We start from the raw sequence: 23,527 nt of genomic DNA, 5'->3' as shown, positions 1-23,527 counted from the left end.
CCTGCGGGAGGTGCAGCGGTGGATCACTGCAAGGGTCCGTCGAACACCGGCAGGTCGGGCAGGGGCAGCACCACGATGCCCTCCTCCAGCAATTCCAGGGCCTGCGCGCCGCTGGCGCGGCCCCGGATGTCGCGGCGTTCGGCCTCGCCGTGGTGCATGCGCCGGGCCTCTTCGGCAAAACGCTCGCCCACGTCCTCGGTGCGCGCCGCCACCTCGCGCATGGCCTGCCACCAGGCGGCCTGCAGGTGTGCCGGCAGCCCACCGGGCGCCGCCTGCGGGGCGGAACCGGACGGCGCCGGCTTCACGGCCGATGCGGCCGGCTCGGGCGCCGAGCGCCCCAGGTTCAAACGCGGTGCACTCAGGCGCTTTTCGATCTGGCGGTCGCCACAACAGGGGCATTCGACCAAACCACGCGTGCGCTGGTCCAGAAAATCGGCTTCGGAGGCGAACCAACCCTCGAACACGTGCGCCTGTGCACACGCCAGGTCGAGCACCTTCATGGCGCCACCCGCTGCCAGTCGAGCGACCAGTCGCCGCGCAGCACGTTCTGCAACCAGAGCGCGCCGCTCAGGGTCTTGGCGTCGGTGACCACGCCGTCGCGGCAGGCGCAGAACAGTTCGTCCGGCGTCACCGCCAGCACGTCCAGGAACTCGCCGGCATCCAGCCGGCGCTCGCCCAAGGTCAGCCCGCGGGCAAACCAGATGTCGATGAATTCGGTGGCATAGGCAATCACCGGGTGCAGCACACCGGCACGCGCCCATTCGGCCGCGCGGTAACCGGTTTCCTCCCACAGTTCGCGCTGGGCACAGGCGAGCACCGACTCGCCCGGGTCCAGCTTGCCGGCGGGAAATTCGATCATGGCCCGCTGCAGGGGGTAGCGGTATTGCCGCTCGACGACGACGCGGCCGTCGTCCAGCCAGGGAATGACCATGACGGCGCCGGGATGCAGCACGTACTCGCGCACGCTGTCGGAGCCGTCGGGCAGGCGCACCGCGTCGCGCTGGACGCGCAAAAAACGGCCCTGGAACACCGTTTCGCTGGCCAGCGGTGTTTCCTTCAGGTGGCCCGGTTGCGGTTCGGGCAACAGGGGCGCCTGCATGGATTCAGCGCCGCCGCGCCAGGTAACGGTAGACGAAACCCGGGAAGGCGAAGGTCAGGAACATGGCGGCGGTCACCGCGTAGAACTCCCAGCCCTGCGGGTAAATCTGGCCCGCGTGCTGCTCCAGGGCCAGGCCCAGCCCGCCGACCACGGCGTACCAGACGAGCATCTCGAACAGCCGCAGCCACAGGCTCTTGTGCGGAGCCCGCGTGGGCCAGAAGGCCAGCACCCGTTCGTTGACAAAAGGCAGGTTGGCGGCCAGGAAACCCAAGGCCACCACCAGCCACACAGACACAGAGTCGTTCATGGCAGGGTGGTTCAGACCAGCAAGGCGCGGATGGCGTCGGCGCACAAGGCCATCAACCCGCCGGGCAGCAGACCCAGCACCAGCACCAGGGCGCCGTTGATGGAGAGCACCACGCGCACGTCCAAGGGGGCGGCTACGGGCGCCGTCTGGCTGGGCGCGTCAAAATACATGACCTTGACGATGCGCAGGTAGTAGAAAGCACCGATCAGCGACATCAGCACGGCGAACACGGCCAGGCCGACGTACAAGCCGCCACCGGCCTGCAACAGGGCCTGCAGCACGGACAGCTTGGCGTAGAAACCGACCAGGGGCGGCACACCGGCCAAGGAGAACATGCAGGCCGCCAGCACGCCGGCGTACAGCGGGCTGCGCTGGTTCAGGCCGGCCAGGTCGGCGATCTCTTCGGACTCGAAACCTTCGCGCGACAGCAACAGCACCACACCGAAGGTGGCCAGCGTGGTCAGCACGTAGGTGACCACGTAGAACATGGCCGCGCCGTAGGCGTTGGCGGCGTTGCTGGCATCGCCGTTGACCACGCCACCGACGAAGGCCAGCAGCATGAAGCCCATCTGTGCGATCGTGGAGAAGGCCAGCATGCGCTTGAGGTTGGTCTGCGCCACGGCGGCCAGGTTGCCAACGACGAGCGACACCACGGCCAGCACCGCCAGCATCTGCTGCCAGTCCACGGCCAGGGGCATCAGGCCCTCGACCAGCAAACGCATGACGATGGCGAACGCCGCCAGCTTGGGGGCACCACCGATCATCAGCGTGACGGCGGTGGGAGCGCCGTGGTACACGTCGGGCACCCACATGTGGAAGGGCACCACCCCCAGCTTGAAGGCCAGGCCGGCGACCACGAACACCAGGCCCAGCACCAACACCTGGGACTTGACGCCATTGGCCGCGATGGCCTGGGCCACCACGGCGATGTCCAGAGAACCGGTGGCGCCGTACAACAGCGACAGGCCATAGAGCAGGAAGCCGCTGGCCAAGGCACCGAGGACGAAATACTTCATGGCCGCTTCGGTGGCGCGTGCGTCGTCGCGGCGAAGGGCCACCAGGGCGTAGCCGGCCAGGGTCAGCAGCTCCAGACCGAGGTAGACCACCAGGAAGTGGTGGGCCGAGATCATGATGAACATGCCCAGCAGCGAGTACGAGGCCAGCGAGAACAGCTCGCCACCGCGCAGCATGCCGCGCTGCTGCGCATAGGGGCGTGCGTACACCAGGGTCACGATCATGGCCACCGCGGCAAAGCACTTCAGCCACGCGGCCATCGGATCGTTCACCACCATGCCGCCAAAGCCGCTCAGGGTCTGGCCGCTGCTGGCCATGTAGGCCTCCAGGCCGGCCACCACCGCCAGGGTCAGCAGGGTGAGGCGGTGGGTCGAGGCACGACCGGGCGACTGGATGAACAGGTCGTAAATCGCGATCAGGCTGGTCATCACCAGGAGGATGATCTCCGGCATGACCATGGCCAAGCTGATACTGTCAATCATGGAGGGCTCTCTCAAATCTGTGTCAGGCGTGGGCGTTCACGCCTCAGGGCAGCTTGGACACGGCCACGTGCTTGAGCAGCTCGGCGACCGAGGGGGTCATCACGTCGGTGAAGGGCTTGGGGTGGATGCCCATGTACAGCACCATCAGGGCCAGCAGCGACATCACCAGGAATTCGCGCGCGTTGATGTCCAGCAGGGCCTTGACGTGGTCGTTGCCGACCGGGCCCAGGTAGACGCGCTTGAACATCCACAGCGAATACGCCGCGCCGAAGATCAGGGCGGTGGCCGCGGCCATGCCCACCCAGAAGTTGGCCTTGACCGCCCCCAGAATGACCATCCACTCACCCACGAAACCGGCCGTGCCCGGCAGGCCGGCGTTGGCCATGGTGAACAGCAGGGCGAAGGCGGCGAAAGTCGGCATGGTGTTGATCACGCCGCCGTAATCGGCGATTTCACGCGAATGCACGCGGTCGTAGAGCACGCCGATGCCCAGGAACATGGCGGCCGAGACGAAGCCGTGCGAGACCATCTGCACGATGGCACCGGTCACCGACAGTTCGTTGAACAGGAAGAAACCGAGCGACACGAAACCCATGTGCGCCACGGACGAATACGCCACCAGCTTCTTCATGTCCTGCTGCACCATGGCGACCAGACCGACGTAGATCACCGCGATCAGCGACAGACCGATCATCAGACCGGCCCACTCGTGCGAGGCATCGGGGGCGATGGGCAGCGAGAAGCGCAGGAAGCCGTAGGCACCCAGTTTCAGCATGATGGCGGCCAGCACGGCGGAGCCACCGGTCGGGGCTTCCACGTGCACGTCGGGCAACCAGGTGTGCACCGGCCACATCGGCACCTTCACGGCGAAGGCGGCAAAGAAGGCGAAGAACAGCGCGGTCTGGACGCCGGCACCCAGCGGCAGCTTGTGCCACACGGCCAGGTCGAAACTGCCACCCGAGACGTTGTAGAGGTAGACCAGTGCCACCAACATCAGCAGCGAGCCGAGCAAGGTGTAGAGGAAGAACTTGAACGCCGCGTAAATCTTGTTCGGACCGCCCCAGATGCCGATGATCAGGTACATCGGGATCAGCGTGGCTTCGAAGAAGACGTAAAACAGCATCGCGTCGGCGGCGGCGAAGACGCCGATCATCAGGCCCGACAGGATGAGGAAGGCGCCCATGTACTGGTTGACGCGCTCGGTGATGACTTCCCAGCCGGCGATGACCACGATCACCGTGATGAAGGCCGTCAGCAGCACCAGCCAGAGCGATATGCCGTCCACTGCGAGGTGGTAGTGGACGTTGAAGCGCCCGATCCACACGCTCTTCTCGACGAATTGCAGCGCGGCGGAGCCGACTTCGAAGCCGGTGTAGAGGGGCACCGTCACCGCCAGACCCGCCAGGGCCCCGATGAGCGCCACCCAGCGCACGAAATTGGCGTGTTCGTCACGCCCGATCGCGAGCAGGACGACACCGAAGAAGATCGGCGTCCAGATCGCAAGGCTCAGCAAACCCATTTTCTTCTTCTCCTTATTTGGCGAGCCACACGAAGTAGGTCATGAAGGCCAGCACGCCGGCGATCATCACGAAGGCGTAGTGGTACAGGAAGCCGGTCTGGCCCTTGCGCACCAGGCCCGACACCGCACCGACGATCTTCCAGCTCAGGTTGACCACCGCGCCTTCGATCAGGCCACGGTCGCCGCCCTTCCACAGACCGATACCGACACCGCGGGCGGCCTTGGCGATGATGTTCTCGTTGATCCAGTCCATGAAGTACTTGTTCTCCAGGACCACCACCACCGGGCGCAAGGCCTTGCCGATGGCCTGGGGCACGGCCGGGTTGACCAGGTACATGTACCAGGCGGTCACGGCACCGGCCGCGGCCAGGTACAGCGGCGGGGTGGACAGGGCGTGTGCGGCCATGCCCAGCGGGCCGTGGAAGGTCTCGGCGAACTTGACCAGGGCCGGGTGCAGCGCGGCGTTGATGTGGATGGCGTCGGCCAGGAAGTCACCGAACAGCATGGGCTGGATGGTCATGTAACCGATCACCACCGAGGGGATGGCCAGCAGCAGCAGCGGCACCGTCACCACCCACGGCGACTCGTGCGGTTGGCCATCGCCATGGTGGCCGTGGTCGTCGTGGTGGTGGTCGTCGTGGTGCGCGTCCGGGTTCTGGTCGTAACGCTCTTTGCCGTGGAACACCAGGAAGTACAGACGGAACGAGTAGAAGGAGGTGACGAACACGCCGGCCAGCACCGCGAAGTGGGCGAAGCCCGCGGCCGGCAGGTGGCTGAAGTGCACCGCCTCGATGATGCTGTCCTTCGAGTAGAAACCGGAGAACAGCGGCGTGCCGATCAGCGCCAGGGTGCCCAGCACGAAGGTGATCCAGGTGATGGGCATGTACTTGCGCACATTGCCCATCCAGCGGATGTCCTGGTTGTGGTGCATGCCCATGATGACCGAGCCGGCCCCCAGGAACAGCAACGCCTTGAAGAAGGCGTGGGTCATCAGGTGGAACACCGCCACCGAGTAGGCCGAGGCGCCCAGCGCCACGGTCATGTAGCCCAGCTGCGACAGCGTGGAGTAGGCGATGACCCGCTTGATGTCGTTCTGGATGATACCCAGGAAGCCCATGAACAGCGCGGTGATGGCGCCGATCACCAGGATGAAGTTCAGCGCCGCGTCCGACAGTTCGTAGATGGGCGACATGCGCGCCACCATGAAGATGCCGGCGGTCACCATGGTGGCGGCGTGGATGAGCGCGGAGATCGGGGTCGGGCCTTCCATCGAGTCGGGCAGCCAGACGTGCAGCGGGAACTGGGCCGATTTGCCCATGGCACCGATGAACAGGCAGATGCCGATCACGGTCACCAACATCGCATCCTGGCCGAACACGTACCAGGGGAATTCGATGCCGGCCAGTTGCGGGGCCTTGGCAAAGATCTCGGTGTAGTTCAGCGAACCGGTGTAGGCCGCCAACAGGCCAATGCCCAGGATGAAGCCGAAGTCACCCACGCGGTTGACCAGAAAGGCCTTCATGTTGGCGAAGATCGCCGTCGGCTTGTTGAACCAGAAGCCGATCAGCAGGTAAGACACCAGGCCCACCGCTTCCCAGCCGAAGAACAGCTGCAGCAGGTTGTTGCTCATCACCAGCATCAGCATGCTGAAGGTGAACAGCGAGATGTAGGCGAAGAAGCGGTTGTAGCCGGCGTCTTCCTCCATGTAGCCGATGGTGTAGAGGTGCACCATCAACGACACGAAGGTGACCACGCACATCATCATGGCGGTCAGGCCATCGACCATGAAGCCGATTTCCATCTTCAGGCCGCCCACCACCATCCACTCGTAAATGGTCTGATTGAAACGGGCGCCGTCCACGGCCACGCTCTTCAGCGTCAGAGCCGACAGGACGAAGGCGATCAACACGCCCAGGATGGTGAAGGTGTGCGAGGCCCGGCGCCCGATGACGTTGCCACCGAACTTGGTGCCCAGGATACCGGCCAGGACCGAGCCCAGCAGCGGGGCCAGGGGCACCGCCAGCAGCGTGCTTGCAGAAAGGCTTGTACTCATCGTTGTGACTTTGCGTAAAACCCTTGAGCGTCAGCCCTTGAGCGTGTTGAGTTCGTCCACGTTGATGGAGGAACGGTTGCGGAACAGCAGCACCAGGATGGCCAGACCGATCGCCGATTCGGCCGCGGCCACCGTGAGGATGAAGAACACGAAGATCTGGCCGTGCAGATCCCCCAGGTAGTGGGAGAACGCGACGAAATTCATGTTCACCGCCAGCAGCATCAGTTCGATGGCCATCAGCAGCACGATCAGGTTCTTGCGGTTCAGGAAGATGCCGACCACCGACAGTGCGAACAGGATCGCGCCCAGCGACAGGAAATGCCCCAATGTCAGACTCATGACGTCTTCCCCTCCTCTTTCGGCTGCTCGACGGCAGCGGCTTTCGGCGTGGGCGCCAGCGCCACCACCGTCAGGCGGTCGGCGGCCTTGACGCGCACCTGGATGGCCGGATCGATGGCCTTGCTTTCCTTGCGCTCGCGCAGGGTCAGGCCAATGGCCGCGACCATGGCCAGCAGCAGGATCACCGCCGCCACTTCCACCGCGTAGCTGTACTGGCCGTACAGCAGCTTGCCCAGTTCACGGGTGTTCGAATGGTCGGCCCCGGCCACCGCAGCGGCGGTTTCCACGCCCAGCTTGGGGAAGCCGACCCACAGCACCGCGATCAGTTCGGCGCTGACCAGCGCCCCCAGCACGGCGGCCAGGGGGAAATGTTTCCAGAAGCCGACCCGCAGTTCGTCGACGTTGATGTCCAGCATCATCACCACGAACAGGAACAGCACCATCACGGCGCCCAGGTAGACCAGCACCAGGGTGATGCCCAGGAACTCGGCCTTGAGCAGCAGCCACACGGCGGCCGCCTGGGAGAAGGCCAGCATCAGGTACAGCACCGCGTGCACCGGGTTGCGCGCGGTGACCACGCGGAAGGCCGCGAACAGCAGCACCGCGGAAAACAGGTAGAAAAAGCCCGCTTGGTAATCCATGTTGTTCTCGCTTGGCCTTTCAGCGGTACTTGGCGTCGGCCGCCTTGGCCGCCGCGATCTCGGGCTCGTAGCGGTCGCCCACGGCCAGCAGCATCTCTTTGGTGAAATAGAGGTCGCCGCGTTTTTCGCCGTGGTATTCGAGGATCTGCGTCTCGACGATGGCGTCCACCGGGCAGGCCTCTTCGCAGAAGCCGCAGAAGATGCACTTGGTCAGGTCGATGTCGTAGCGCGTGGTGCGGCGGGTGCCGTCATCGCGCACGTCGGACTCGATGGTGATGGCCATGGCCGGGCACACGGCCTCGCACAGCTTGCAGGCAATGCAGCGTTCTTCGCCGTTGTCGTAACGGCGCTGGGCGTGCAGGCCACGGAAACGCGGCGACAGCGGGGTCTTTTCCTCGGGGAACTGCACCGTCACCTTGCGGCGCAGGGCGTAACGGCCGGTCAGGGCCATGCCCTTGAACAGTTCCACGAGCAAAAAGCTCTTGAAGAAATCCTTCAACGAGAAGGGAGCGACAGCGGTGGCAGACATGCTTGTGGGCTCCTTACTTCCAGAGGTTCCAGGACGTCTGCATCAGCGCACCGACCAGCAGCAGCCAGACCAGCGTGACGGGGATGAAGACCTTCCAGCCCAGACGCATGATCTGGTCGTAACGGAAGCGGGGGAAAGTGGCGCGAATCCAGATGAACATGGACACGACGACGAAGGTTTTGGCACCCAGCCAGATCCAGCCCGGGACGAAGTCCAGGAAGGGCACCGGCGCAGCCCAGCCACCCAGGAACATCAGCACGGCCAGGATGGACACCAGCCACATGCTGGCGTATTCGGCCAGGAAGAAGATGGCAAAGCCCATGCCCGAGTACTCGACCATGTGACCGGCGACGATCTCGGCCTCGCCTTCCACCACGTCAAAGGGGTGGCGGTTGGTTTCGGCCACGCCGGAAATCAGGTAGACCAGGAAAATCGGCAACAGTGGCAGCCAGTTCCACGACAAGAAGGTCAGGCCCATGTCGGCGCCCATGCCGCGGTTCTGCGAGTTGACGATGTCGATCAGGTTCAGGCTGCCGGCGGTCATGACCACCACCAGGAAGCAAAAACCGATGGCCAGCTCGTAGCTCACCATCTGCGCCGAAGCACGCAGCGCGCCCAGGAAAGCGTACTTGGAGTTCGATGCCCAGCCGGCGATGATGACGCCGTAGACCTCGATGGAGGTGATGGCCAAAATCACCAGCACGCCGGCGTTGACGTTGGCCAGCACGGCTTCGGGGCCGAAGGGCACCACCACCCAGGCGGCCAGCGCCGGCATGATGGCCATGATCGGCCCCAGGCGGAACAGACCCTTGGCGGCGGCGGTCGGGTTGATCAATTCCTTGCTCAGCAGCTTGAGCGCGTCGGCGATCGGTTGCAACAGACCGAAGGGGCCCACGCGGTTCGGACCCAGGCGCACCTGCATGAAACCCAGCAGGCGGCGCTCCCACAGCGTCAGGTAGGCCACGGCCCCCATCAGGGGCGCCAGAACGGCAACGATTTTGATCAGGTTCCACAGCACCGGCCAGGCCGCCGTCTGCCACCAGGCGGCGGCGATCAGGTTCAGGCCACCGTTGTACATCGCGTCGATCATGCGCACACTCCCTCTTCAGCGCGTTGGGCGGCACGGCCGTCGGCGGTCAGTTGCAGCGACGGGGCGCGGCGCACCAGACCGTCGAGCTGGTAGATCGGCGCCACGCAGGGCGTGCCGCTGGTGACTGTGGTGTCCACGGCGGCGGCGGTGGCATTGCTCAGGCGTTGCGCGGGCACGCAATCACCCAACTCCACCCCCGGCAGGGCCTGGGCCAGCACCGCCTGCGACGATTCGGCGTCGAAGCCCGGCAAGCCCAGCAGGTTGCCCAGCACGCGCAGCACTTTCCAGGCCGGGCGGGCTTCGCCCAGGGGCTTGACCACGGCGTGGAAGCCTTGCAAACGGCCTTCGGCGTTGACGAAAGAGCCGGACGTTTCGGTGAACGGCGCGATGGGCAGCAGCACGTCGCTCACGTCCAGGTTGGTCTTGAACGGGCTGAGTGTGACCACCATGTCGGTCTGCTGCAGGCCCTGGGTGCAGACGGCCGTGTCGGCGCCCGGCTCCACGCTCAGCAGCAGCGCGGCTTTCAGGCCGCCGGTCAGCATCTGGGTGGCGTTCAGGCCAGCATCGCCCGGCAGGGCACGCACCAGTTGCGCGCCCACGGTGTTGGCGGCCTCGGTCAGGTAACCGACGCGGGCACCGGTCTGGGTCGCGATCCACTGCGCCAGCGCCAGCAGGCCGGACGCCTGTTCGTGGTGGGCCGCGGCGTTGCCCAGCAGCACGGCTTTGCGCTCGCCCGACAGCAAAGACGCCGCCACGGCACGCGCCTCTGCGGTGATTTCGACATGGGCCGGTGCGGCCACGCCCTGGCTTTCTGCCACGGCGGCGGCAATGCCCGCCAAGGCCACGGCCCAGTAGCCGGCGTCGGCTTGCACGGCGTTGGCCACCGGCAGGGCCCAGTCCTGGGCGGCCGCCCACAGCACGTTCACCTGGGCCCCTTTGCGGGCCGCCTGGCGGATGCGCTGAGCGAAGAGCGGGTGGTCTTTGCGCAGGTTGGAGCCCACGACCAGCACGCGGTCCAGGGTGGACAGTTCGGCGATGGGCAGACCCAGCCAACGGGCTTGACCGGCCGCTGCGGCGTTGCCGTAGTCGGCCGCACGCAGGCGGCTGTCGATGTTCTGGCTGCCCAGACCGCGCACCAATGCGCCGGCCAGGTACAGCTCTTCCACGGTGCTGTGCGGACTGGCCAACAAGCCAATGGCGCCAGCGCCCTGCTCAGACTGCACCTGCTTCAGACCATTGGCCACGTATTCCAGCGCGGTCTGCCAGTCCACCGTGGTCCACTCGCCGCCCTGCTTGAGCATGGGGTGGGTCAGGCGGTCTTCGCCGTTGACGGCTTCGTAGCTGAAACGGTCGCGGTCGGCGATCCAGCATTCGTTCACCGCCTCGTTTTCCAGTGGCACCACGCGCATCACGCGGTTGTTCTTGACCTGAACGATCAGGTTGGCACCGGTGGAATCGTGCGGGCTCACGCTCTTGCGGCGCGACAATTCCCAGGTACGCGCCTGGTAGCGGAAGGGCTTGCTGGTCAGGGCACCGACCGGGCAGATGTCGACCATGCTGCCCGACAGCTCGGAGTCCACGCTCTCGCCGACGAAGGTTTCGATCTCGGAATGCTCGCCGCGGTGCGACATGCCGAGTTCCATGATGCCGGCGATTTCCTGGCCGAAGCGCACACAGCGGGTGCAGTGGATGCAGCGGCTCATCTCCTCCATGGAGATCAGCGGGCCCACGTCCTTGTGGAACACCACGCGCTTTTCTTCCTCGTAGCGCGAAGCACCGCCACCGTAACCCACGGCCAGGTCCTGCAGCTGGCACTCACCGCCCTGGTCGCAGATCGGGCAATCCAGCGGGTGGTTGATCAGCAGGAACTCCATGACCGACTTCTGCGCCTTGACGGCCTTGTCGGACTGGGTACGCACGACCATGCCCTGGGTCACCGGGGTGGCACAGGCGGGCATGGGCTTGGGGGCCTTTTCCACGTCCACCAGACACATGCGGCAGTTGGCCGCGATGGACAGCTTCTTGTGGTAGCAGAAGTGGGGAATGTAGGTGCCTGCCTTGTCGGCCGCATGCATCACCATGCTGCCGGGCGGCACTTCCACCTTCTTGCCGTCGAGTTCGATTTCAACCATGTTCAGCTCTGGTTAAACGTATGCCGGGACCATGCAGGTCTTGTGTTCGATGTGGTGTTCGAACTCGTGGCGGAAGTGCTTGATCATGCCGCGCACCGGCATGGCGGCCGCGTCACCCAGGGCGCAGATGGTGCGCCCCATGATGTTCTCGGCCACGTTGTCGAGCAAGGCCAGGTCGCTGGGCTTGCCCTCGCCGCGTTCGATGCGGTCCACCATGCGCCACAGCCAGCCCGTGCCTTCGCGGCAGGGGGTGCACTGGCCACAGGACTCGTGCATGTAGAAATAGCTCAAGCGCTGCAGCGACTTGACCATGCAGCGGCTGTCGTCCATCACGATCACCGCACCCGAACCCAGCATGGAGCCGGCCTTGCTGATGGAGTCGTAGTCCATCGTGCAGTCCATGATGATGTTCGCCGGCAGCACCGGGGCCGACGAACCACCGGGGATCACCGCCTTGAGTTGGCGGCCGGCGCGCACGCCACCGGCCAGTTCCAACAGCTTGCTGAACGGTGTGCCGAGCGGAATCTCGTAGTTGCCGGGTCGCTCCACGTCACCGCTGACCGAGAAGATCTTGGTGCCGCCGTTGTTGGGCTTGCCGCATTCGAGGTAGGCCTGGCCGCCGTTGCGGATGATCCAGGGCACCGCCGCGAAGGTCTCGGTGTTGTTGATGGTGGTGGGCTTGCCGTAGAGGCCAAAGCTGGCCGGGAACGGCGGCTTGAAGCGCGGCTGGCCCTTTTTGCCTTCCAGCGATTCGAGCAGCGCGGTTTCTTCGCCACAGATGTAGGCGCCGAAACCGTGGTGGGCGTGTAACTGGAAGCTGAAACCCGAACCCAGGATGCTGTCGCCCAGGTAGCCGGCGGCACGGGCCTCTTCCAGCGCGGCCTCGAAGCGTTCGTAGACCTGGAAAATCTCGCCGTGGATGTAGTTGTAACCCACGGCAATGCCCATCGCGTACGCGGCAATGATCATGCCTTCGATCACGATGTGCGGGTTGTACATCAGGATGTCGCGGTCCTTGCAGGTGCCCGGCTCGCCTTCGTCGGAGTTGCAGACGAGGTGCTTGACGCCCGGGAACTGGCGTGGCATGAAGCTCCACTTCAGTCCGGTGGGGAAACCGGCGCCACCGCGACCGCGCAGCGAGGACTCTTTCATGGTGGCGATCACCTGGTCCTGGCTCAGGCCATCGCCGCCGTCCTTGCCCAGGATTTTGCGCAAGGCCTGGTAGCCACCGCGCGCTTCGTAGTCCTGGATGGACCAGTTGCTGCCGTTCAGCCCGGCGTAGATCTGCGGGTTGATGTGGCGGTCGTGGAAGCAGGTTTCCAGACCCTTGGCCTGGAACTGGGCGAGCACTTGGTTCGCGTTCATGCCTGGCCCTCCGCGGCCTTCAGGCCGTCGATCAGCTGGTCGAGCTTGTCGTTGCTCATAAAGCTGCACATGTGGCGGTCGTTCACCAGCATCACCGGCGAATCGGCGCAGGCGCCCAGGCATTCGCTCTGCTGCAGGGTGAACAGGCCGTCGGCCGTGGTCTCGCCCATGTGGATGCCGAGCTTGCGCTCCAGGTGCTGCAAGGCCTTACCACCGTCGCGCAGGGTGCACGGCAGGTTGGTGCACACGTTCAGCTTGAACTTGCCGAGCGGACGCTGGTTGTACATGTTGTAGAAGGTGGTCACCTCGTGCACGGCAATGGCCGGCATGCCGAGGTAATCGCCAATGCCCTTCTCGGCTTCGGGGCTGACCCAGCCCTGCTCCTGCTGCACGATAGACAGGCAGGCCATCACGGCGGATTGCTTCTGTTCGGCCGGGTACTTGGCCACCTCGCGGGCGAAACGCCCCAGCGTGGCGTCGGTGAACGCCATGGCCTGCACGGCGGTATGGTGTGCGCTCATCGGTCAATCTCTCCAAACACGATGTCCATGGTGCCGATGATGGCCACCGCGTCGGCCAGCATGTGGCCCTTGGCCATTTCGTCCAGCGTCGCCAGGTGGGCGAAACCGGGGGCACGGATCTTCAGGCGGTAGGGCTTGTTGGCACCGTCGCTCACCAGGTAGATGCCGAACTCGCCTTTCGGATGCTCCACCGCCGCATAGGCCTCGCCCTCGGGCACGTGGAAACCTTCGGTGAAGAGCTTGAAGTGGTGGATGAGCTCTTCCATGCTTGACTTCATGGATTCGCGCGAGGGCGGCGCCACCTTGTGGTTGTCGGTGATGACCGGGCCCGGGTTGGCACGCAGCCAGTCCACGCACTGCTTGATGATGCGGTTGGACTGCTTCATCTCCTCCATGCGGACGAGGTAGCGGTCGTAGGTGTCGCCGGTCTTGCCGACCGGGATGTCGAAGTCCAGGCGATCGTACACATCGTAGGGCTGCTTCTTGCGCAGGTCCCAGGCGATGCCGGAGCCACGCAGCATGGGGCCGGTCATGCCCAGGTTGAGGGCACGTTCCGGGCTGACCACACCGATGCCCACGGTGCGCTGTTTCCAGATCCGGTTGTCGGTCAGCAGGGTGTGGTATTCGTCGAGGTAGGTCGGGAAGCGCTGGGTGAAGTCGTCGATGAAGTCGAGCAGCGAACCCTGGCGGTTGGTGTTCATCTCCGCCAGCGCCTTGGCGTTGCGGATCTTGCTGACCTTGTATTGCGGCATGGTGTCCGGCAGGTCGCGGTAGACGCCACCCGGGCGGAAATAGGCCGCGTGCATGCGCGCGCCCGACACCGCCTCGTACATGTCGAACAGGTCTTCGCGTTCACGGAAGGCGTAGATTAGGATGGTGGAGCTGCCGCAGTCGTTGCCGTGCGAACCCAGCCACATCAGGTGATTCAGCAGGCGTGTGATCTCGCTGAACATCACGCGGATGTACTGCGCGCGCACCGGCACCTCGATGCCCAGCAGCTTCTCGATGGCCAGGCAGTAGGCGTGCTCGTTGCACATCATGGACACGTAGTCCAGCCGGTCCATGTAGGGCAGCGACTGGATGAAGGTCTTGCTTTCGGCCAGCTTCTCGGTGGCGCGGTGCAGCAGGCCGATGTGCGGGTCGGCGCGTTGCACGACTTCGCCGTCCAGCTCCAGCACCAGGCGCAGCACGCCGTGCGCGGCCGGGTGCTGCGGACCGAAGTTCAGGGTGTAGTTCTTGATTTCAGCCATGTTTCATCTCACGACGAGGCGGCGCCTCAGTGCAGCCCCCCGTAGTTGTCTTCGCGGATGATGCGCGGCGTGATTTCGCGCGGCTCGATGCTCACCGGTTCGTACACCACGCGGCGGCGCTCGGCGTCGTAACGCATTTCGACGTGACCCGACACCGGGAAATCCTTGCGGAAGGGGTGACCGATGAAGCCGTAATCGGTCAGGATGCGACGCAGGTCGTTGTGGCCTTCGAAGACGATGCCGTAGAGGTCGAAGGCCTCGCGCTCGTACCAGTTGGCCGAGGACCACAGGGCGGTGACGGAATCGACCACCGGGAAATCATCGTCCGGGGCGAACACGCGCACGCGCACGCGCTGGTTCAGGCTGACGGACAGGAGGTGCGACACCGCAGCAAAGCGCAAGCCTTCCCAGCGGCCATCGCGGTAATCGGAGTAGTCCAGACCACAGAGGTCCAGCAGTTGCTCGAACTGGCAACCGGGAGCGTCGCGCAGGACCTGCATGGCGGCCAGGTACTGGGCCGCCGGCACCTGCACGGTCACTTCACCGCGCTCGATGGAAACTTCGGCGCCACACGCGGCCAAAGCCTGGGCGACGGTGTCGCGCAGGGCCTCCGGCGCCACCGCCGACCAGGCACCCACGTGCGCTGCACCACTGACTGCTTGCGTCATCTTCAGAAACCTCCCGAGCGCCTCAGGCGCGCGCAATCGTGTTGGTCCGGCGGATCTTCTGCTGGAGCTGGATGATGCCGTAGAGCAATGCCTCGGCCGTGGGCGGACAGCCCGGCACATAAACATCGACCGGCACGATGCGGTCGCAGCCCCGCACCACCGAGTAGCTGTAGTGGTAATAACCACCACCGTTGGCACAGGAACCCATGGACAGCACCCAGCGCGGCTCGGCCATCTGGTCGTAGACCTTGCGCAGGGCCGGAGCCATTTTGTTGCACAGGGTGCCGGCCACGATCATCAGATCGGACTGGCGCGGACTGGCGCGAAAGACCTCGGCGCCGAAACGGGCCAGGTCGTAACGGGCGGTGGCCGCGTGCATCATTTCCACGGCACAGCACGCCAAGCCGAACGTCATGGGCCACAAGGAACCGGTTTTGGCCCAATTCACCACCGAGTCGTAACTGGTGGTGATGAAGCCTTCTTTGAAGACGCCTTCGATCATCTAGAACTCCTGCGCTTTACGCCGACCTCATTCCCAATCCAGGGCGCCGACTTTCCAGGCGTACACAAACCCCACGATCAGGTCGACCAGAAACACCACCCCCACCCAGAAGCCGTAGGAGCCGATGTCGGTGAACGCCACCGCCCAGGGCACCAGGAAGGTGATTTCGAGATCGAACAGAATGAACAGGATGGCGACGAGGTAGTAACGCACGTCGAACTTCATCCGTGCGTCTTCAAAGGCCTCGAAACCACATTCGTAGGGGGAATTTTTTGCGGCGTCAGGACGGTTGGGGCCCAAGATGTAGCCCAACACCTGGGGGAGTACCCCGACCGCCATACCGACCAAGACAAACAAGAGAACTGGAAGGTATTGCTCTAGGTTCATTTGGCGGTCCCGCGGGCGCCCCTGGGGCGCCTCGTTTGAATTGGTGCCGACGGCGAGACTCGAACTCGCACAGCTTTCGCCACTACCCCCTCAAGATAGCGTGTCTACCAATTTCACCACGTCGGCATGAATTATTGTTGCGCTGTTGATACAAGCCTGGCATTTGAGGCATCGGCTTGCTCAACAGACCGCGATTCTACCCCGAAAACTCAGGGATTTTCCTTACAAACCGGGTCACTGCCCCGGGATCTGTGCGGCACCGGTCGGTGCGGCCGAGGTGGTCGGCGCAGCCGTGCCAGCGGGGGCGCTGGAGGCCGGCACGTTCTCGAGCACGCTGCCGGACGCGGCCGGGCGTGCATTGCCAAAATAGGCCAGACCCAGGGTGCACACCAGGAACACCGTGGCCAGGGCCGCCGTGCTGCGCGACAGAAAATTGGCGCTGCCCGAAGCCCCGAACAAGCTGGCCGAGCCACCACCGCCACCACCGAAAGCCGCTCCCGCATCGGCACCCTTGCCGTGCTGCACGAGGATCAGGCCGATCATGGCAATGGCCGACAGCAGTTGCACCGCCAGCAGAATGGTCATCAAAACGCTCATGTTCACTCCAGAAAAAGACTTCAGGCCGCGGCGGGCACCGAAGCGATGATGCTGAGAAATTCGGGGGCCTTCAGCGAGGCGCCGCCGATGAGGCCGCCGTCGATGTCGGGCTGGCGCAGCAATTCGGCCGCATTGGCCGGGTTCATGCTGCCGCCGTACAGGATGCGGATGCGCCCCGCGTGGGCGGTGGCCGCCTGCAACTGGGCGCGCAGCACGGCGTGCACCGCCTGCGCCTGTTCGGGCGTGGCCGTCTGGCCGGTGCCGATGGCCCAGACCGGCTCGTAGGCCACCACGATTTCGCTGGTGCAATGCCCCACGGTGTGGACGACCGAGGCGAGCTGGCGCTTGACCACCAGCTCGGTCCGGCCGGCCTGGCGTTCGGCCAGGGTCTCGCCCACGCAGACGATGGGTGTGATGCCCGCCGCCAGCGCGCGCTGGGCCTTGGTGGCCACGGTGTCGTCGCTTTCCCCGTGGTACTGGCGCCGCTCCGAATGGCCCACCAGGGCGTAGCGGCAGGCAAAGTCGCGCAGCATGGTGGCGCTGGTTTCCCCGGTGTAGGCGCCCTGCTCGTGGGCCGAGGCATCCTGCGCCCCCCAGGCCAGGGGCGAGCCCTGCAGCAACTGCTGCATCTGCCCCAGGTAAGGCATGGGCACGCACACAGCCGCCTCGACGCCTGCGCGTGGCAGCCCCTGCAACAGGGCCTGGACCAAGGCGGCGTTCTCCAGGAGCCCGCCGTTCATTTTCCAGTTGCCAACGATGAGTTTTTTCATGTTGCTCGTATTTTGCGCCCAGGCACCGCTCGCACCGGGGTTCACAACCGCCAATCCAGCACGATCTTGCCGATGTGCTGGTTGGATTCCATCAGGGCATGCGCCCGGTCCGCCTGCGCGGGCGGGAACACCTGGAACACCACCGGACGGATGGCGCCACTGACCAGCAAAGGCCAGACGCGCTGGTGCAGGCGGGCGGCGATGGCCGCCTTGAACGCCACCGGGCGCGGCCGCAGGGTGGACCCCGTGACCGTCAGGCGGCGCCGCAGCACCTTGCCGGCGTTGACCTCGGCATTCACCCCACCTTGCACGGCGATGATGACCAGGCGGCCGTCTTCGACCAGGCAATCGATCTCGCGCGCCACGTAAGGTCCGGCCACCATGTCGAGGATGACGTCCACCCCGCGACCTGCGGTCAGTTCGGCCACGGCGGCAACGAAATCCTGCGTCTTGTAATTGATGGCGTGGTCGGCCCCCAGCGCCCGACAGGCCTGCGCCTTGTCCTCGCTGCCCACGGTGACGATGACCGTGGCGCCCAGCGCCTTGGCCATCTGGATGGCGGTGACGCCAATGCCACTGGAGCCGCCTTGCACCAGCAGGGTTTCGCCGGGCTGCAGACGGCCACGGTCGAAGACGTTGCTCCAGACGGTGAAAAAGGTTTCGGGCAGGCCGGCGGCCTCCACGTCCGTCCAGCCGGCGGGCACCGGCAGGCACTGCCCGACCGGGGCCACGCAGTACTCGGCGTAACCGCCACCGGCCACCAGGGCACAGACGCGGTCGCCCAACTGCAAGCCCGCCTCGGCCAGGGCCGCGGCGTCACCGGCCTCGACCACCCCGGCCACTTCCAGGCCGGGAATGTCCGAAGCACCGGGTGGCACCGGGTAGTTGCCGGTACGCTGCAGCACGTCCGGGCGGTTCACGCCCGAAGCGGTCACGCGGACCAGCAGTTCACCCGGCCCGGGCACCGGCCGCTCGCGCTCACCGAGGCGCAACACCTCGGGCGCCCCATAGGCGGTGATCTCGACGGCTCGCATCGTCTGACTCATGCCCGCCACCCCAGGCTTATTGCTGCTGTTGCTGCTGTTGCACGCCGGCGTCGTCGCGGTCGAGCAGCGCCTTCATGGACAGCTTGATGCGGCCCTTTTCGTCGGTTTCCAGCACCTTGACCTTGACGATCTGGCCTTCCTTGAGGAAGTCGGTGACCTTCTCCACGCGCTGGTGGGCGATCTGGCTGATGTGCAGCAGGCCGTCCTTGCCGGGCAGCAGGTTGATCAGGGCGCCGAAGTCCAAGATCTTGGTGACCGGACCTTCGTAGACCTTGCCGATTTCGACTTCGGCGGTGATCTGCTCGATGCGGCGCTTGGCTTCGTCGGCCTTGGCGGCCTCGGTGGCGGCGATGGTGATGGTGCCGTCTTCCTCGATGTTGATCTGGCAGCCGGTCTCTTCGGTCAGCGCGCGGATCACGGCGCCGCCTTTGCCGATCACGTCACGGATCTTCTCGGGATTGATCTTCATGGTGAACAGCTTGGGCGCGAAGTTGCTCACTTCGGTCTTGGCTTCGCCCATGGCGTCCTGCATCTTGCCCAGGATGTGCATGCGGGCTTCCTTGGCCTGGGCCAGCGCGACCTGCATGATTTCCTTGGTGATGCCCTGGATCTTGATGTCCATCTGCAGGGCGGTCACGCCGTTGGTGGTGCCCGCCACCTTGAAGTCCATGTCGCCGAGGTGGTCCTCGTCACCCAGGATGTCGGTCAGCACGGCGAAGCGGTTGCCGTCCTTGATCAGGCCCATGGCGATGCCGGCCACGTGGGCCTTCATGGGCACGCCGGCGTCCATCAGCGCCAGGCAGCCGCCGCAAACGGAGGCCATGGACGAGGAACCGTTGGATTCGGTGATTTCCGACACCACGCGCAGGGTGTAGGGGAATTCTTCCTTGCTCGGCAGCGCGGCGACCAGGGCACGCTTGGCCAGACGGCCGTGGCCGATCTCGCGGCGCTTCGGCGAACCCACGCGCCCGGTTTCGCCGGTGGCAAACGGGGGCATGTTGTAGTGCAGCATGAAGCGGTCTTCGAACTCGCCGGCCAGCGCGTCGATGCGCTGGGCGTCGCGGTCGGTGCCGAGGGTGGCCACGACCAAGGCCTGGGTTTCACCGCGGGTGAACAGGGCGGAACCGTGGGTGCGCGGCAGCACGCTGTTGCGGATTTCGATGGCGCGCACGGTGCGGGTGTCGCGGCCGTCGATGCGGGGCTCGCCGGCCAGGATCTGGCCACGCACGATGGAGGCTTCGATGTTGAACAGCAGGTCCTGCACCTTGACGCTGTCGAACTCCACGGCGTCGGCCTTCAGGCCGGCCATCACGTCGGCGTAGGCGCCGCGGCAGGCCTGGGTGCGGGCCTGCTTGTTGCGGATTTGGTAGGCGGCCACCAGCTTGTCGCGGCCCAGGGCCTCAACCTTGGCGATCAGGGCCTCGTCGCGTGCCGGGGCTTCCCAGTTCCATTCCGGCTTGCCGGCGTCGCGCACCAGTTCATTGATGGCGGCGATGGCGATGTTGCCCTGCTCGTGGCCGAACACCACGGCGCCCAACATCACCTCTTCGCTCAGTTGCTGGGCTTCGGATTCGACCATCAGCACGGCGGCCTCGGTGCCGGCCACCACCAGGTCCATCTGGCTGTTCTTGCGGGCGGTCTGGCCCGGGTTCAACACGTATTCACCGTTGACGTAACCCACGCGCGCGGCGCCGATGGGGCCGTTGAACGGGATGCCGGAGATCGACAGGGCCGCCGAGGTGGCGATCATGGCGGCGATGTCGGCGTCGACTTCGGGGTTCAGCGACAGGGTGTGGATGACCACCTGCACTTCGTTGAAGAAGCCTTCGGGGAACAGCGGGCGGATCGGGCGGTCGATCAGGCGGCTGGTCAGGGTTTCAAATTCGCTCGGGCGGCCTTCGCGCTTGAAGAAGCTGCCGGGGATCTTGCCGGCGGCGTAGGTTTTCTCGATGTAATCGACGGTCAGCGGGAAGAAGTCCTGACCGGCCTTGGCTTCGGACTTGGCGACGACGGTGGCCAGCACCACGGTGCCGTCCATGTCGAGCAGGACGGCGCCACTGGACTGGCGGGCGATTTCGCCGGTTTCCATGCGGACGGTGTTTTGACCCCACTGGAAGGTCTTGGTGACTTTGTTGAACATGGTCATGCTCTGCTCCTGTGTTGTGTGCGTGTGAGGCCACGCACATGGCCTGGAGATCCGCCCTCAGAACACGATGCCATTCCAGCAAGCCCCCGCGCGGCGGGCACCCCCTGCTGGAATGACACAGCTTCGATCTGAACGACAGCGCTCCGGTGAAAAAGCAAAAAACGCCTGGGGCGGCTGAGCAACCCAGGCGTTCGGGATTCAGTAAAACACCAAACCGATTACTTGCGCAGGCCCAGCTTCTGGATCAGGGCGACGTAACGGTCGGAGTCCTTGGACTTCAGGTAGTCCAACAGCTTGCGGCGGCGGCTCACCATCTTCAGCAGACCACGGCGACCGTGGTGGTCTTTGGCGTGGGTCTTGAAGTGGGGGGTCAGCTCGTTGATGCGGGCGGTCAGGATGGCGACCTGCACTTCGGGGCTGCCGGTGTCGTTGGCGGCGCGGGCGTTGGACGCAATCACTTCGGCCTTGGCGGCGTGAGAAATCATGGGAATCTTCCTTCTTAGAACAAGCATCCCGTCGCAGGGGGCCGTCTGGCTGTGGACAGCCAGCGGTTTGCCGCAACGGGCGTGAAATGCCCACCCGAACGGATAAGCAACTTTGGATTATAGCCGGGAGCGGCCCTGCGGTCGACTGGTCCAGACCGCGCGGCCCGCCCTGGACTTCAGGGGGCCGACAGTTCGGCCAGCGGCCAGCGCGGTTTCACGTCGAAGCGGTAAGACGGCTCGCCCTCCTCCACCAACCCGGCCTGCAAGCGCATCCCGGCGGCCAGCGCGATCATCGCGCCATTGTCGGTGCACAGGTGCAGCTCGGGGTAGTGCACGCGCACGCCGCGGCGCTGACAAGCGGCGTCCAGTTCGGCACGCAGCTGGCGATTGGCACCCACACCACCGGCCACCACCAGGCGCCGCAGGCCGGTTTGCGTCAGGGCCGCGAGCGATTTTTTCACCAGCACCTCCACGATCGCCGCCTGGGTGGCGGCGGCCAGGTCGGCGCGGCGCGCGTCCAGCTCGGCACCGAGTTTTTTGGTCTGGGTCAGCACCGCGGTCTTGAGGCCGGCGAAGGAAAAGTCCAGATCGCCGCTGTGCAGCAGGGGGCGTGGCAGCTTGAAGGCGTCGGACTGCCCCTGCTCGGCCAGGCGCGACAAGGCCGGTCCGCCCGGGTAGCCCAGACCCAGCAGCTTGGCGGATTTGTCGAAGGCCTCGCCGGCCGCGTCGTCGATGGTTTCCCCCAGCAGCTCGTAGCGCCCGACCCCGTCGACCCGCATCAGCTGGGTGTGGCCACCCGACACCAGCAAGGCGACGAAGGGAAAGTCGGGCGGGTCGGCGCTGAGGAAGGGCGACAGCAGATGCCCTTCCAGGTGGTGCACCCCCAAGGTGGGGCGCCCCAGGGCCGCGGCGATGGCACAGGCCACGCCCGCCCCCACCAGCAAGGCCCCGGCCAGCCCCGGGCCGCGGGTGTAGGCCACCAGCTCGACCTGCTCCAGGCGCCGACCGGCCTGGTGCAAGGCCGCATCGGTCAGGGGCAGGACCCGGCGGATGTGGTCGCGGCTGGCCAGCTCGGGCACCACGCCGCCGTAGGCCTGGTGCATCTCGATCTGGCTGTGCAGGGCATGACCCAGCAGGCGTGGCGTGTGGCCATCGCCCACGGCCGCCTCGACCAGGGCCACCCCGGTTTCGTCACAGGACGATTCGATTCCCAAAATCAGCATGGGCCGAGTGTACGGCGGTGCACAATAGCGGGGTCACCCCACGAACGCCACCCTGGCCCCGATGAAAACCGGTTTGAGCTTCCTGATGGCCGCCAAGCAGTGCGAGATGGCCGACCTGCGCCAACTGCAGCAGACCAGCGCGCTGGTGCAGGTCACGTCGCGCATGATCCACGAACTGCAGCGGGAACGCGGCCTGAGCAACCTGTTCCTGGGCTCGCGCGGGGAGCGCTTTGGCGAGGCGCTGCAAAACCAGCGGGCCACCAGCGACGCCACCGCCCTGGAACTGCGCACCGCCTTCGACGGCCTGGAAACCGGGGCCGGTCGGCACGACAACGGTGCCCGGCTGTTCAGCCGCATCGCCTACGTGCTGCACGGCCTGGGCGCCCTGCCCGGTCTGCGCAGCGGCATCCAGGCCTTGGAGTGGACGCCCACCACCGCCACGGCGGCGTACGTGCAGCTCATCGCCGGCCTGCTGGCGGTGGTCTGCGAAGCGGCGGACACGGCCAGCGACCCGACCATTTCGCGCCTGCTGGTGGCGCTGTTCAATTTCATGCAAGGCAAGGAATTCGCCGGGCAGGAACGCGCAACCGGCGCCGCGATGTTCGCGGGCGGCGTGACCGGGCACGACGCCCAGCAGCGCCTGCTGCACCTGATCGACTCCCAGGAACGCTGCCTGCAGGTGTTCACCGACTTTGCCAGCCACGACACCCGCAGCCTGTGGCGCGAATGCCAGCGGGCCTCGGCCCTGGCAGACTTGGAACGCATGCGCCGCCTGCTGGGCACGGCCAGCGTGGGCGGCCCGCTGAACACGCAATTCAGCCAGGTCTGGTTCGACTGCTGCAGCCAGCGCATGGACGAGATGCGCTTGGTGGAAAACCAGATGACGCGCGAACTGCTGGACCGCTGTGCCAGCCAACTGGCCACGGCAGCGCGCGAGCTGGAACAATTGCAGGCCCTGGAATTGCGCCTGCACACCCCGGGCGCGAACGCCGACGCGGACCCGGACCCGCGCCTGCTGGAACAATTTTTCCAAGGCGCGCTGCCCGCCGCCAGCGTGCCGCCGAGCCAGCCGGTCGGCTCGCAGCTCGAACGGTCGGTGCTGGAGATGGTGCAGGCCCAGGCGCAGCGCCTGCAGTCCATGGCCGACGAGCTCGACACCGTACGCGCCAGCCTGAACGAGCGCAAGGTGATCGAGCGCGCCAAAGGCCTGCTGATGGCCCACCGCCAGCTCAACGAAGAAGCCGCCCACAAGGCCATGCGCCAAATGGCGATGAGCCAGAACAAGCGCCTGGTGGACGTGGCCGAGGCGGTGCTGGCCATGCGCGACGTGCTCGCGGCCGGCGCGCCCTGAGCGGCCGACGC

24 protein-coding genes and 1 tRNA gene are annotated in these 23,527 nt (G+C 65.6%); 1 reads left to right on the top strand and 24 read right to left on the bottom strand.

From position 1 onward, the window contains the following. Positions 1-23: 23 nt before the first annotated feature. The 24 genes from CON77_RS08610 to tsaD all read right to left on the bottom strand — a co-directional run bounded on the left by CON77_RS08610 (position 24) and on the right by tsaD (position 22,165). Positions 24-500, bottom strand: a complete 477-nt coding sequence (locus CON77_RS08610; RefSeq protein WP_101048748.1) for a DUF1178 family protein — start codon at positions 498-500, stop codon at positions 24-26. Then, positions 497-1,099: an NUDIX domain-containing protein gene (locus CON77_RS08605; protein ID WP_101048747.1), complete on the bottom strand. Its 603-nt coding sequence runs from the start codon at positions 1,097-1,099 to the stop codon at positions 497-499. The genes CON77_RS08610 and CON77_RS08605 overlap by 4 nt, the downstream gene beginning before the upstream one ends. Positions 1,100-1,103: 4 nt before the next feature. Next, positions 1,104-1,406 (bottom strand): DUF2818 family protein, encoded by a 303-nt coding sequence (locus CON77_RS08600; protein ID WP_101048746.1) that lies wholly within the window; start codon positions 1,404-1,406, stop codon positions 1,104-1,106. An 11-nt stretch (positions 1,407-1,417) separates the two neighbouring features. After that, entirely contained in the window at positions 1,418-2,902 is a 1,485-nt protein-coding gene (nuoN, locus tag CON77_RS08595; protein ID WP_101048745.1) for an NADH-quinone oxidoreductase subunit NuoN, read from the bottom strand. Between the two features lie 43 nt (positions 2,903-2,945). Next, positions 2,946-4,421: an NADH-quinone oxidoreductase subunit M gene (locus tag CON77_RS08590; protein ID WP_101048744.1), complete on the bottom strand. Its 1,476-nt coding sequence runs from the start codon at positions 4,419-4,421 to the stop codon at positions 2,946-2,948. A 13-nt stretch (positions 4,422-4,434) separates the two neighbouring features. Continuing rightward, complete coding sequence (gene nuoL, locus CON77_RS08585; protein WP_101048743.1) at positions 4,435-6,474, bottom strand: NADH-quinone oxidoreductase subunit L; 2,040 nt, start codon at positions 6,472-6,474, stop codon at positions 4,435-4,437. Between the two features lie 30 nt (positions 6,475-6,504). Beyond that, on the bottom strand, positions 6,505-6,813 hold the full coding sequence (gene nuoK, locus CON77_RS08580; protein ID WP_101048742.1) for an NADH-quinone oxidoreductase subunit NuoK: 309 nt from the start codon (positions 6,811-6,813) through the stop codon (positions 6,505-6,507). After that, positions 6,810-7,454 (bottom strand): NADH-quinone oxidoreductase subunit J, encoded by a 645-nt coding sequence (locus CON77_RS08575; protein WP_101048741.1) that lies wholly within the window; start codon positions 7,452-7,454, stop codon positions 6,810-6,812. The genes nuoK and CON77_RS08575 overlap by 4 nt, the downstream gene beginning before the upstream one ends. A gap of 19 nt (positions 7,455-7,473) precedes the next feature. Then, on the bottom strand, positions 7,474-7,983 hold the full coding sequence (gene nuoI, locus CON77_RS08570) for an NADH-quinone oxidoreductase subunit NuoI (RefSeq protein ID WP_101048740.1): 510 nt from the start codon (positions 7,981-7,983) through the stop codon (positions 7,474-7,476). A gap of 13 nt (positions 7,984-7,996) precedes the next feature. Next, positions 7,997-9,073, bottom strand: a complete 1,077-nt coding sequence (gene nuoH / locus CON77_RS08565) for an NADH-quinone oxidoreductase subunit NuoH (RefSeq protein WP_101048739.1) — start codon at positions 9,071-9,073, stop codon at positions 7,997-7,999. Continuing rightward, positions 9,070-11,205, bottom strand: a complete 2,136-nt coding sequence (gene nuoG / locus CON77_RS08560) for an NADH-quinone oxidoreductase subunit NuoG (protein WP_101048738.1) — start codon at positions 11,203-11,205, stop codon at positions 9,070-9,072. Before nuoG ends, nuoH begins: the two co-directional genes overlap by 4 nt. Positions 11,206-11,217: 12 nt before the next feature. Then, positions 11,218-12,570 carry an NADH-quinone oxidoreductase subunit NuoF gene (gene nuoF, locus CON77_RS08555; protein WP_101048737.1) on the bottom strand — a complete coding sequence of 451 codons (1,353 nt, stop codon included), beginning with the start codon at positions 12,568-12,570 and terminating at the stop codon, positions 11,218-11,220. After that, positions 12,567-13,091 carry an NADH-quinone oxidoreductase subunit NuoE gene (gene nuoE, locus CON77_RS08550; RefSeq protein WP_198552315.1) on the bottom strand — a complete coding sequence of 175 codons (525 nt, stop codon included), beginning with the start codon at positions 13,089-13,091 and terminating at the stop codon, positions 12,567-12,569. The genes nuoF and nuoE overlap by 4 nt, the downstream gene beginning before the upstream one ends. Continuing rightward, positions 13,088-14,341, bottom strand: coding sequence for an NADH-quinone oxidoreductase subunit D (locus CON77_RS08545; protein WP_101048736.1), 1,254 nt, complete (start codon positions 14,339-14,341; stop codon positions 13,088-13,090). Before CON77_RS08545 ends, nuoE begins: the two co-directional genes overlap by 4 nt. 26 nt (positions 14,342-14,367) lie before the next feature. Continuing rightward, positions 14,368-15,009: an NADH-quinone oxidoreductase subunit C gene (locus CON77_RS08540; RefSeq protein ID WP_101048735.1), complete on the bottom strand. Its 642-nt coding sequence runs from the start codon at positions 15,007-15,009 to the stop codon at positions 14,368-14,370. A gap of 22 nt (positions 15,010-15,031) precedes the next feature. After that, positions 15,032-15,511 carry a NuoB/complex I 20 kDa subunit family protein gene (locus CON77_RS08535; RefSeq protein WP_101048734.1) on the bottom strand — a complete coding sequence of 160 codons (480 nt, stop codon included), beginning with the start codon at positions 15,509-15,511 and terminating at the stop codon, positions 15,032-15,034. Positions 15,512-15,538: 27 nt separating this feature from the next. After that, positions 15,539-15,898 (bottom strand): NADH-quinone oxidoreductase subunit A, encoded by a 360-nt coding sequence (locus CON77_RS08530; RefSeq protein ID WP_101048733.1) that lies wholly within the window; start codon positions 15,896-15,898, stop codon positions 15,539-15,541. 41 nt (positions 15,899-15,939) lie between these two features. Next, positions 15,940-16,024 (bottom strand) — tRNA-Leu (locus tag CON77_RS08525). 108 nt (positions 16,025-16,132) lie between these two features. Then, a complete protein-coding gene (secG, locus tag CON77_RS08520; RefSeq protein WP_101048751.1) occupies positions 16,133-16,495 on the bottom strand; it encodes a preprotein translocase subunit SecG in 363 nt (120 codons plus the stop codon). A gap of 20 nt (positions 16,496-16,515) precedes the next feature. Continuing rightward, positions 16,516-17,265, bottom strand: a complete 750-nt coding sequence (gene tpiA / locus CON77_RS08515) for a triose-phosphate isomerase (protein WP_101048750.1) — start codon at positions 17,263-17,265, stop codon at positions 16,516-16,518. Between the two features lie 41 nt (positions 17,266-17,306). Further along, positions 17,307-18,299, bottom strand: a complete 993-nt coding sequence (locus CON77_RS08510; protein WP_198552316.1) for an NAD(P)H-quinone oxidoreductase — start codon at positions 18,297-18,299, stop codon at positions 17,307-17,309. Between the two features lie 28 nt (positions 18,300-18,327). Further along, a complete protein-coding gene (gene pnp, locus CON77_RS08505; RefSeq protein WP_101048731.1) occupies positions 18,328-20,457 on the bottom strand; it encodes a polyribonucleotide nucleotidyltransferase in 2,130 nt (709 codons plus the stop codon). 218 nt (positions 20,458-20,675) lie between these two features. Further along, positions 20,676-20,942, bottom strand: coding sequence for a 30S ribosomal protein S15 (rpsO, locus tag CON77_RS08500; RefSeq protein WP_101048730.1), 267 nt, complete (start codon positions 20,940-20,942; stop codon positions 20,676-20,678). Positions 20,943-21,118: 176 nt separating this feature from the next. Beyond that, positions 21,119-22,165 carry a tRNA (adenosine(37)-N6)-threonylcarbamoyltransferase complex transferase subunit TsaD gene (gene tsaD, locus CON77_RS08495; protein ID WP_101048729.1) on the bottom strand — a complete coding sequence of 349 codons (1,047 nt, stop codon included), beginning with the start codon at positions 22,163-22,165 and terminating at the stop codon, positions 21,119-21,121. A gap of 61 nt (positions 22,166-22,226) precedes the next feature. Here tsaD and CON77_RS08490 point away from each other — a divergent pair, with 61 nt between their 5' ends. Continuing rightward, positions 22,227-23,516: a nitrate regulatory protein gene (locus CON77_RS08490; protein WP_101048728.1), complete on the top strand. Its 1,290-nt coding sequence runs from the start codon at positions 22,227-22,229 to the stop codon at positions 23,514-23,516. Positions 23,517-23,527 lie beyond the last annotated feature (11 nt).

Origin of the sequence: Macromonas nakdongensis (assembly GCF_002837145.1) — a bacterium.
GTDB lineage: Bacteria > Pseudomonadota > Gammaproteobacteria > Burkholderiales > Burkholderiaceae_C > Macromonas_B > Macromonas_B nakdongensis.
This window is presented reverse-complemented; position numbering and strand designations above follow the sequence as displayed.

Bases quoted from the DNA above. Each gene is read 5' to 3' on its own strand.
- nuoI (WP_101048740.1), bottom strand. From the start codon at position 7,983: ATGTCTGCCACCGCTGTCGCTCCCTTCTCGTTGAAGGATTTCTTCAAG.
- nuoG (WP_101048738.1), bottom strand. From the start codon at position 11,205: ATGGTTGAAATCGAACTCGACGGCAAGAAGGTGGAAGTGCCGCCCGGC.
- CON77_RS08605 (WP_101048747.1), bottom strand. From the start codon at position 1,099: ATGCAGGCGCCCCTGTTGCCCGAACCGCAACCGGGCCACCTGAAGGAA.
- CON77_RS08490 (WP_101048728.1), top strand. From the start codon at position 22,227: ATGAAAACCGGTTTGAGCTTCCTGATGGCCGCCAAGCAGTGCGAGATG.
- tsaD (WP_101048729.1), bottom strand. From the start codon at position 22,165: ATGCTGATTTTGGGAATCGAATCGTCCTGTGACGAAACCGGGGTGGCC.
- CON77_RS08610 (WP_101048748.1), bottom strand. From the start codon at position 500: ATGAAGGTGCTCGACCTGGCGTGTGCACAGGCGCACGTGTTCGAGGGT.
- nuoF (WP_101048737.1), bottom strand. From the start codon at position 12,570: ATGAACGCGAACCAAGTGCTCGCCCAGTTCCAGGCCAAGGGTCTGGAA.
- rpsO (WP_101048730.1), bottom strand. From the start codon at position 20,942: ATGATTTCTCACGCCGCCAAGGCCGAAGTGATTGCGTCCAACGCCCGC.
- CON77_RS08510 (WP_198552316.1), bottom strand. From the start codon at position 18,299: ATGCGAGCCGTCGAGATCACCGCCTATGGGGCGCCCGAGGTGTTGCGC.
- CON77_RS08575 (WP_101048741.1), bottom strand. From the start codon at position 7,454: ATGGATTACCAAGCGGGCTTTTTCTACCTGTTTTCCGCGGTGCTGCTG.
- CON77_RS08535 (WP_101048734.1), bottom strand. From the start codon at position 15,511: ATGATCGAAGGCGTCTTCAAAGAAGGCTTCATCACCACCAGTTACGAC.
- secG (WP_101048751.1), bottom strand. From the start codon at position 16,495: ATGAGCGTTTTGATGACCATTCTGCTGGCGGTGCAACTGCTGTCGGCC.
- CON77_RS08540 (WP_101048735.1), bottom strand. From the start codon at position 15,009: ATGACGCAAGCAGTCAGTGGTGCAGCGCACGTGGGTGCCTGGTCGGCG.
- tpiA (WP_101048750.1), bottom strand. From the start codon at position 17,265: ATGAAAAAACTCATCGTTGGCAACTGGAAAATGAACGGCGGGCTCCTG.
- nuoK (WP_101048742.1), bottom strand. From the start codon at position 6,813: ATGAGTCTGACATTGGGGCATTTCCTGTCGCTGGGCGCGATCCTGTTC.
- CON77_RS08545 (WP_101048736.1), bottom strand. From the start codon at position 14,341: ATGGCTGAAATCAAGAACTACACCCTGAACTTCGGTCCGCAGCACCCG.
- nuoN (WP_101048745.1), bottom strand. From the start codon at position 2,902: ATGATTGACAGTATCAGCTTGGCCATGGTCATGCCGGAGATCATCCTC.
- CON77_RS08600 (WP_101048746.1), bottom strand. From the start codon at position 1,406: ATGAACGACTCTGTGTCTGTGTGGCTGGTGGTGGCCTTGGGTTTCCTG.
- nuoE (WP_198552315.1), bottom strand. From the start codon at position 13,091: ATGAGCGCACACCATACCGCCGTGCAGGCCATGGCGTTCACCGACGCC.
- pnp (WP_101048731.1), bottom strand. From the start codon at position 20,457: ATGACCATGTTCAACAAAGTCACCAAGACCTTCCAGTGGGGTCAAAAC.
- CON77_RS08530 (WP_101048733.1), bottom strand. From the start codon at position 15,898: ATGAACCTAGAGCAATACCTTCCAGTTCTCTTGTTTGTCTTGGTCGGT.
- CON77_RS08590 (WP_101048744.1), bottom strand. From the start codon at position 4,421: ATGGGTTTGCTGAGCCTTGCGATCTGGACGCCGATCTTCTTCGGTGTC.
- nuoH (WP_101048739.1), bottom strand. From the start codon at position 9,073: ATGATCGACGCGATGTACAACGGTGGCCTGAACCTGATCGCCGCCGCC.
- nuoL (WP_101048743.1), bottom strand. From the start codon at position 6,474: ATGAGTACAAGCCTTTCTGCAAGCACGCTGCTGGCGGTGCCCCTGGCC.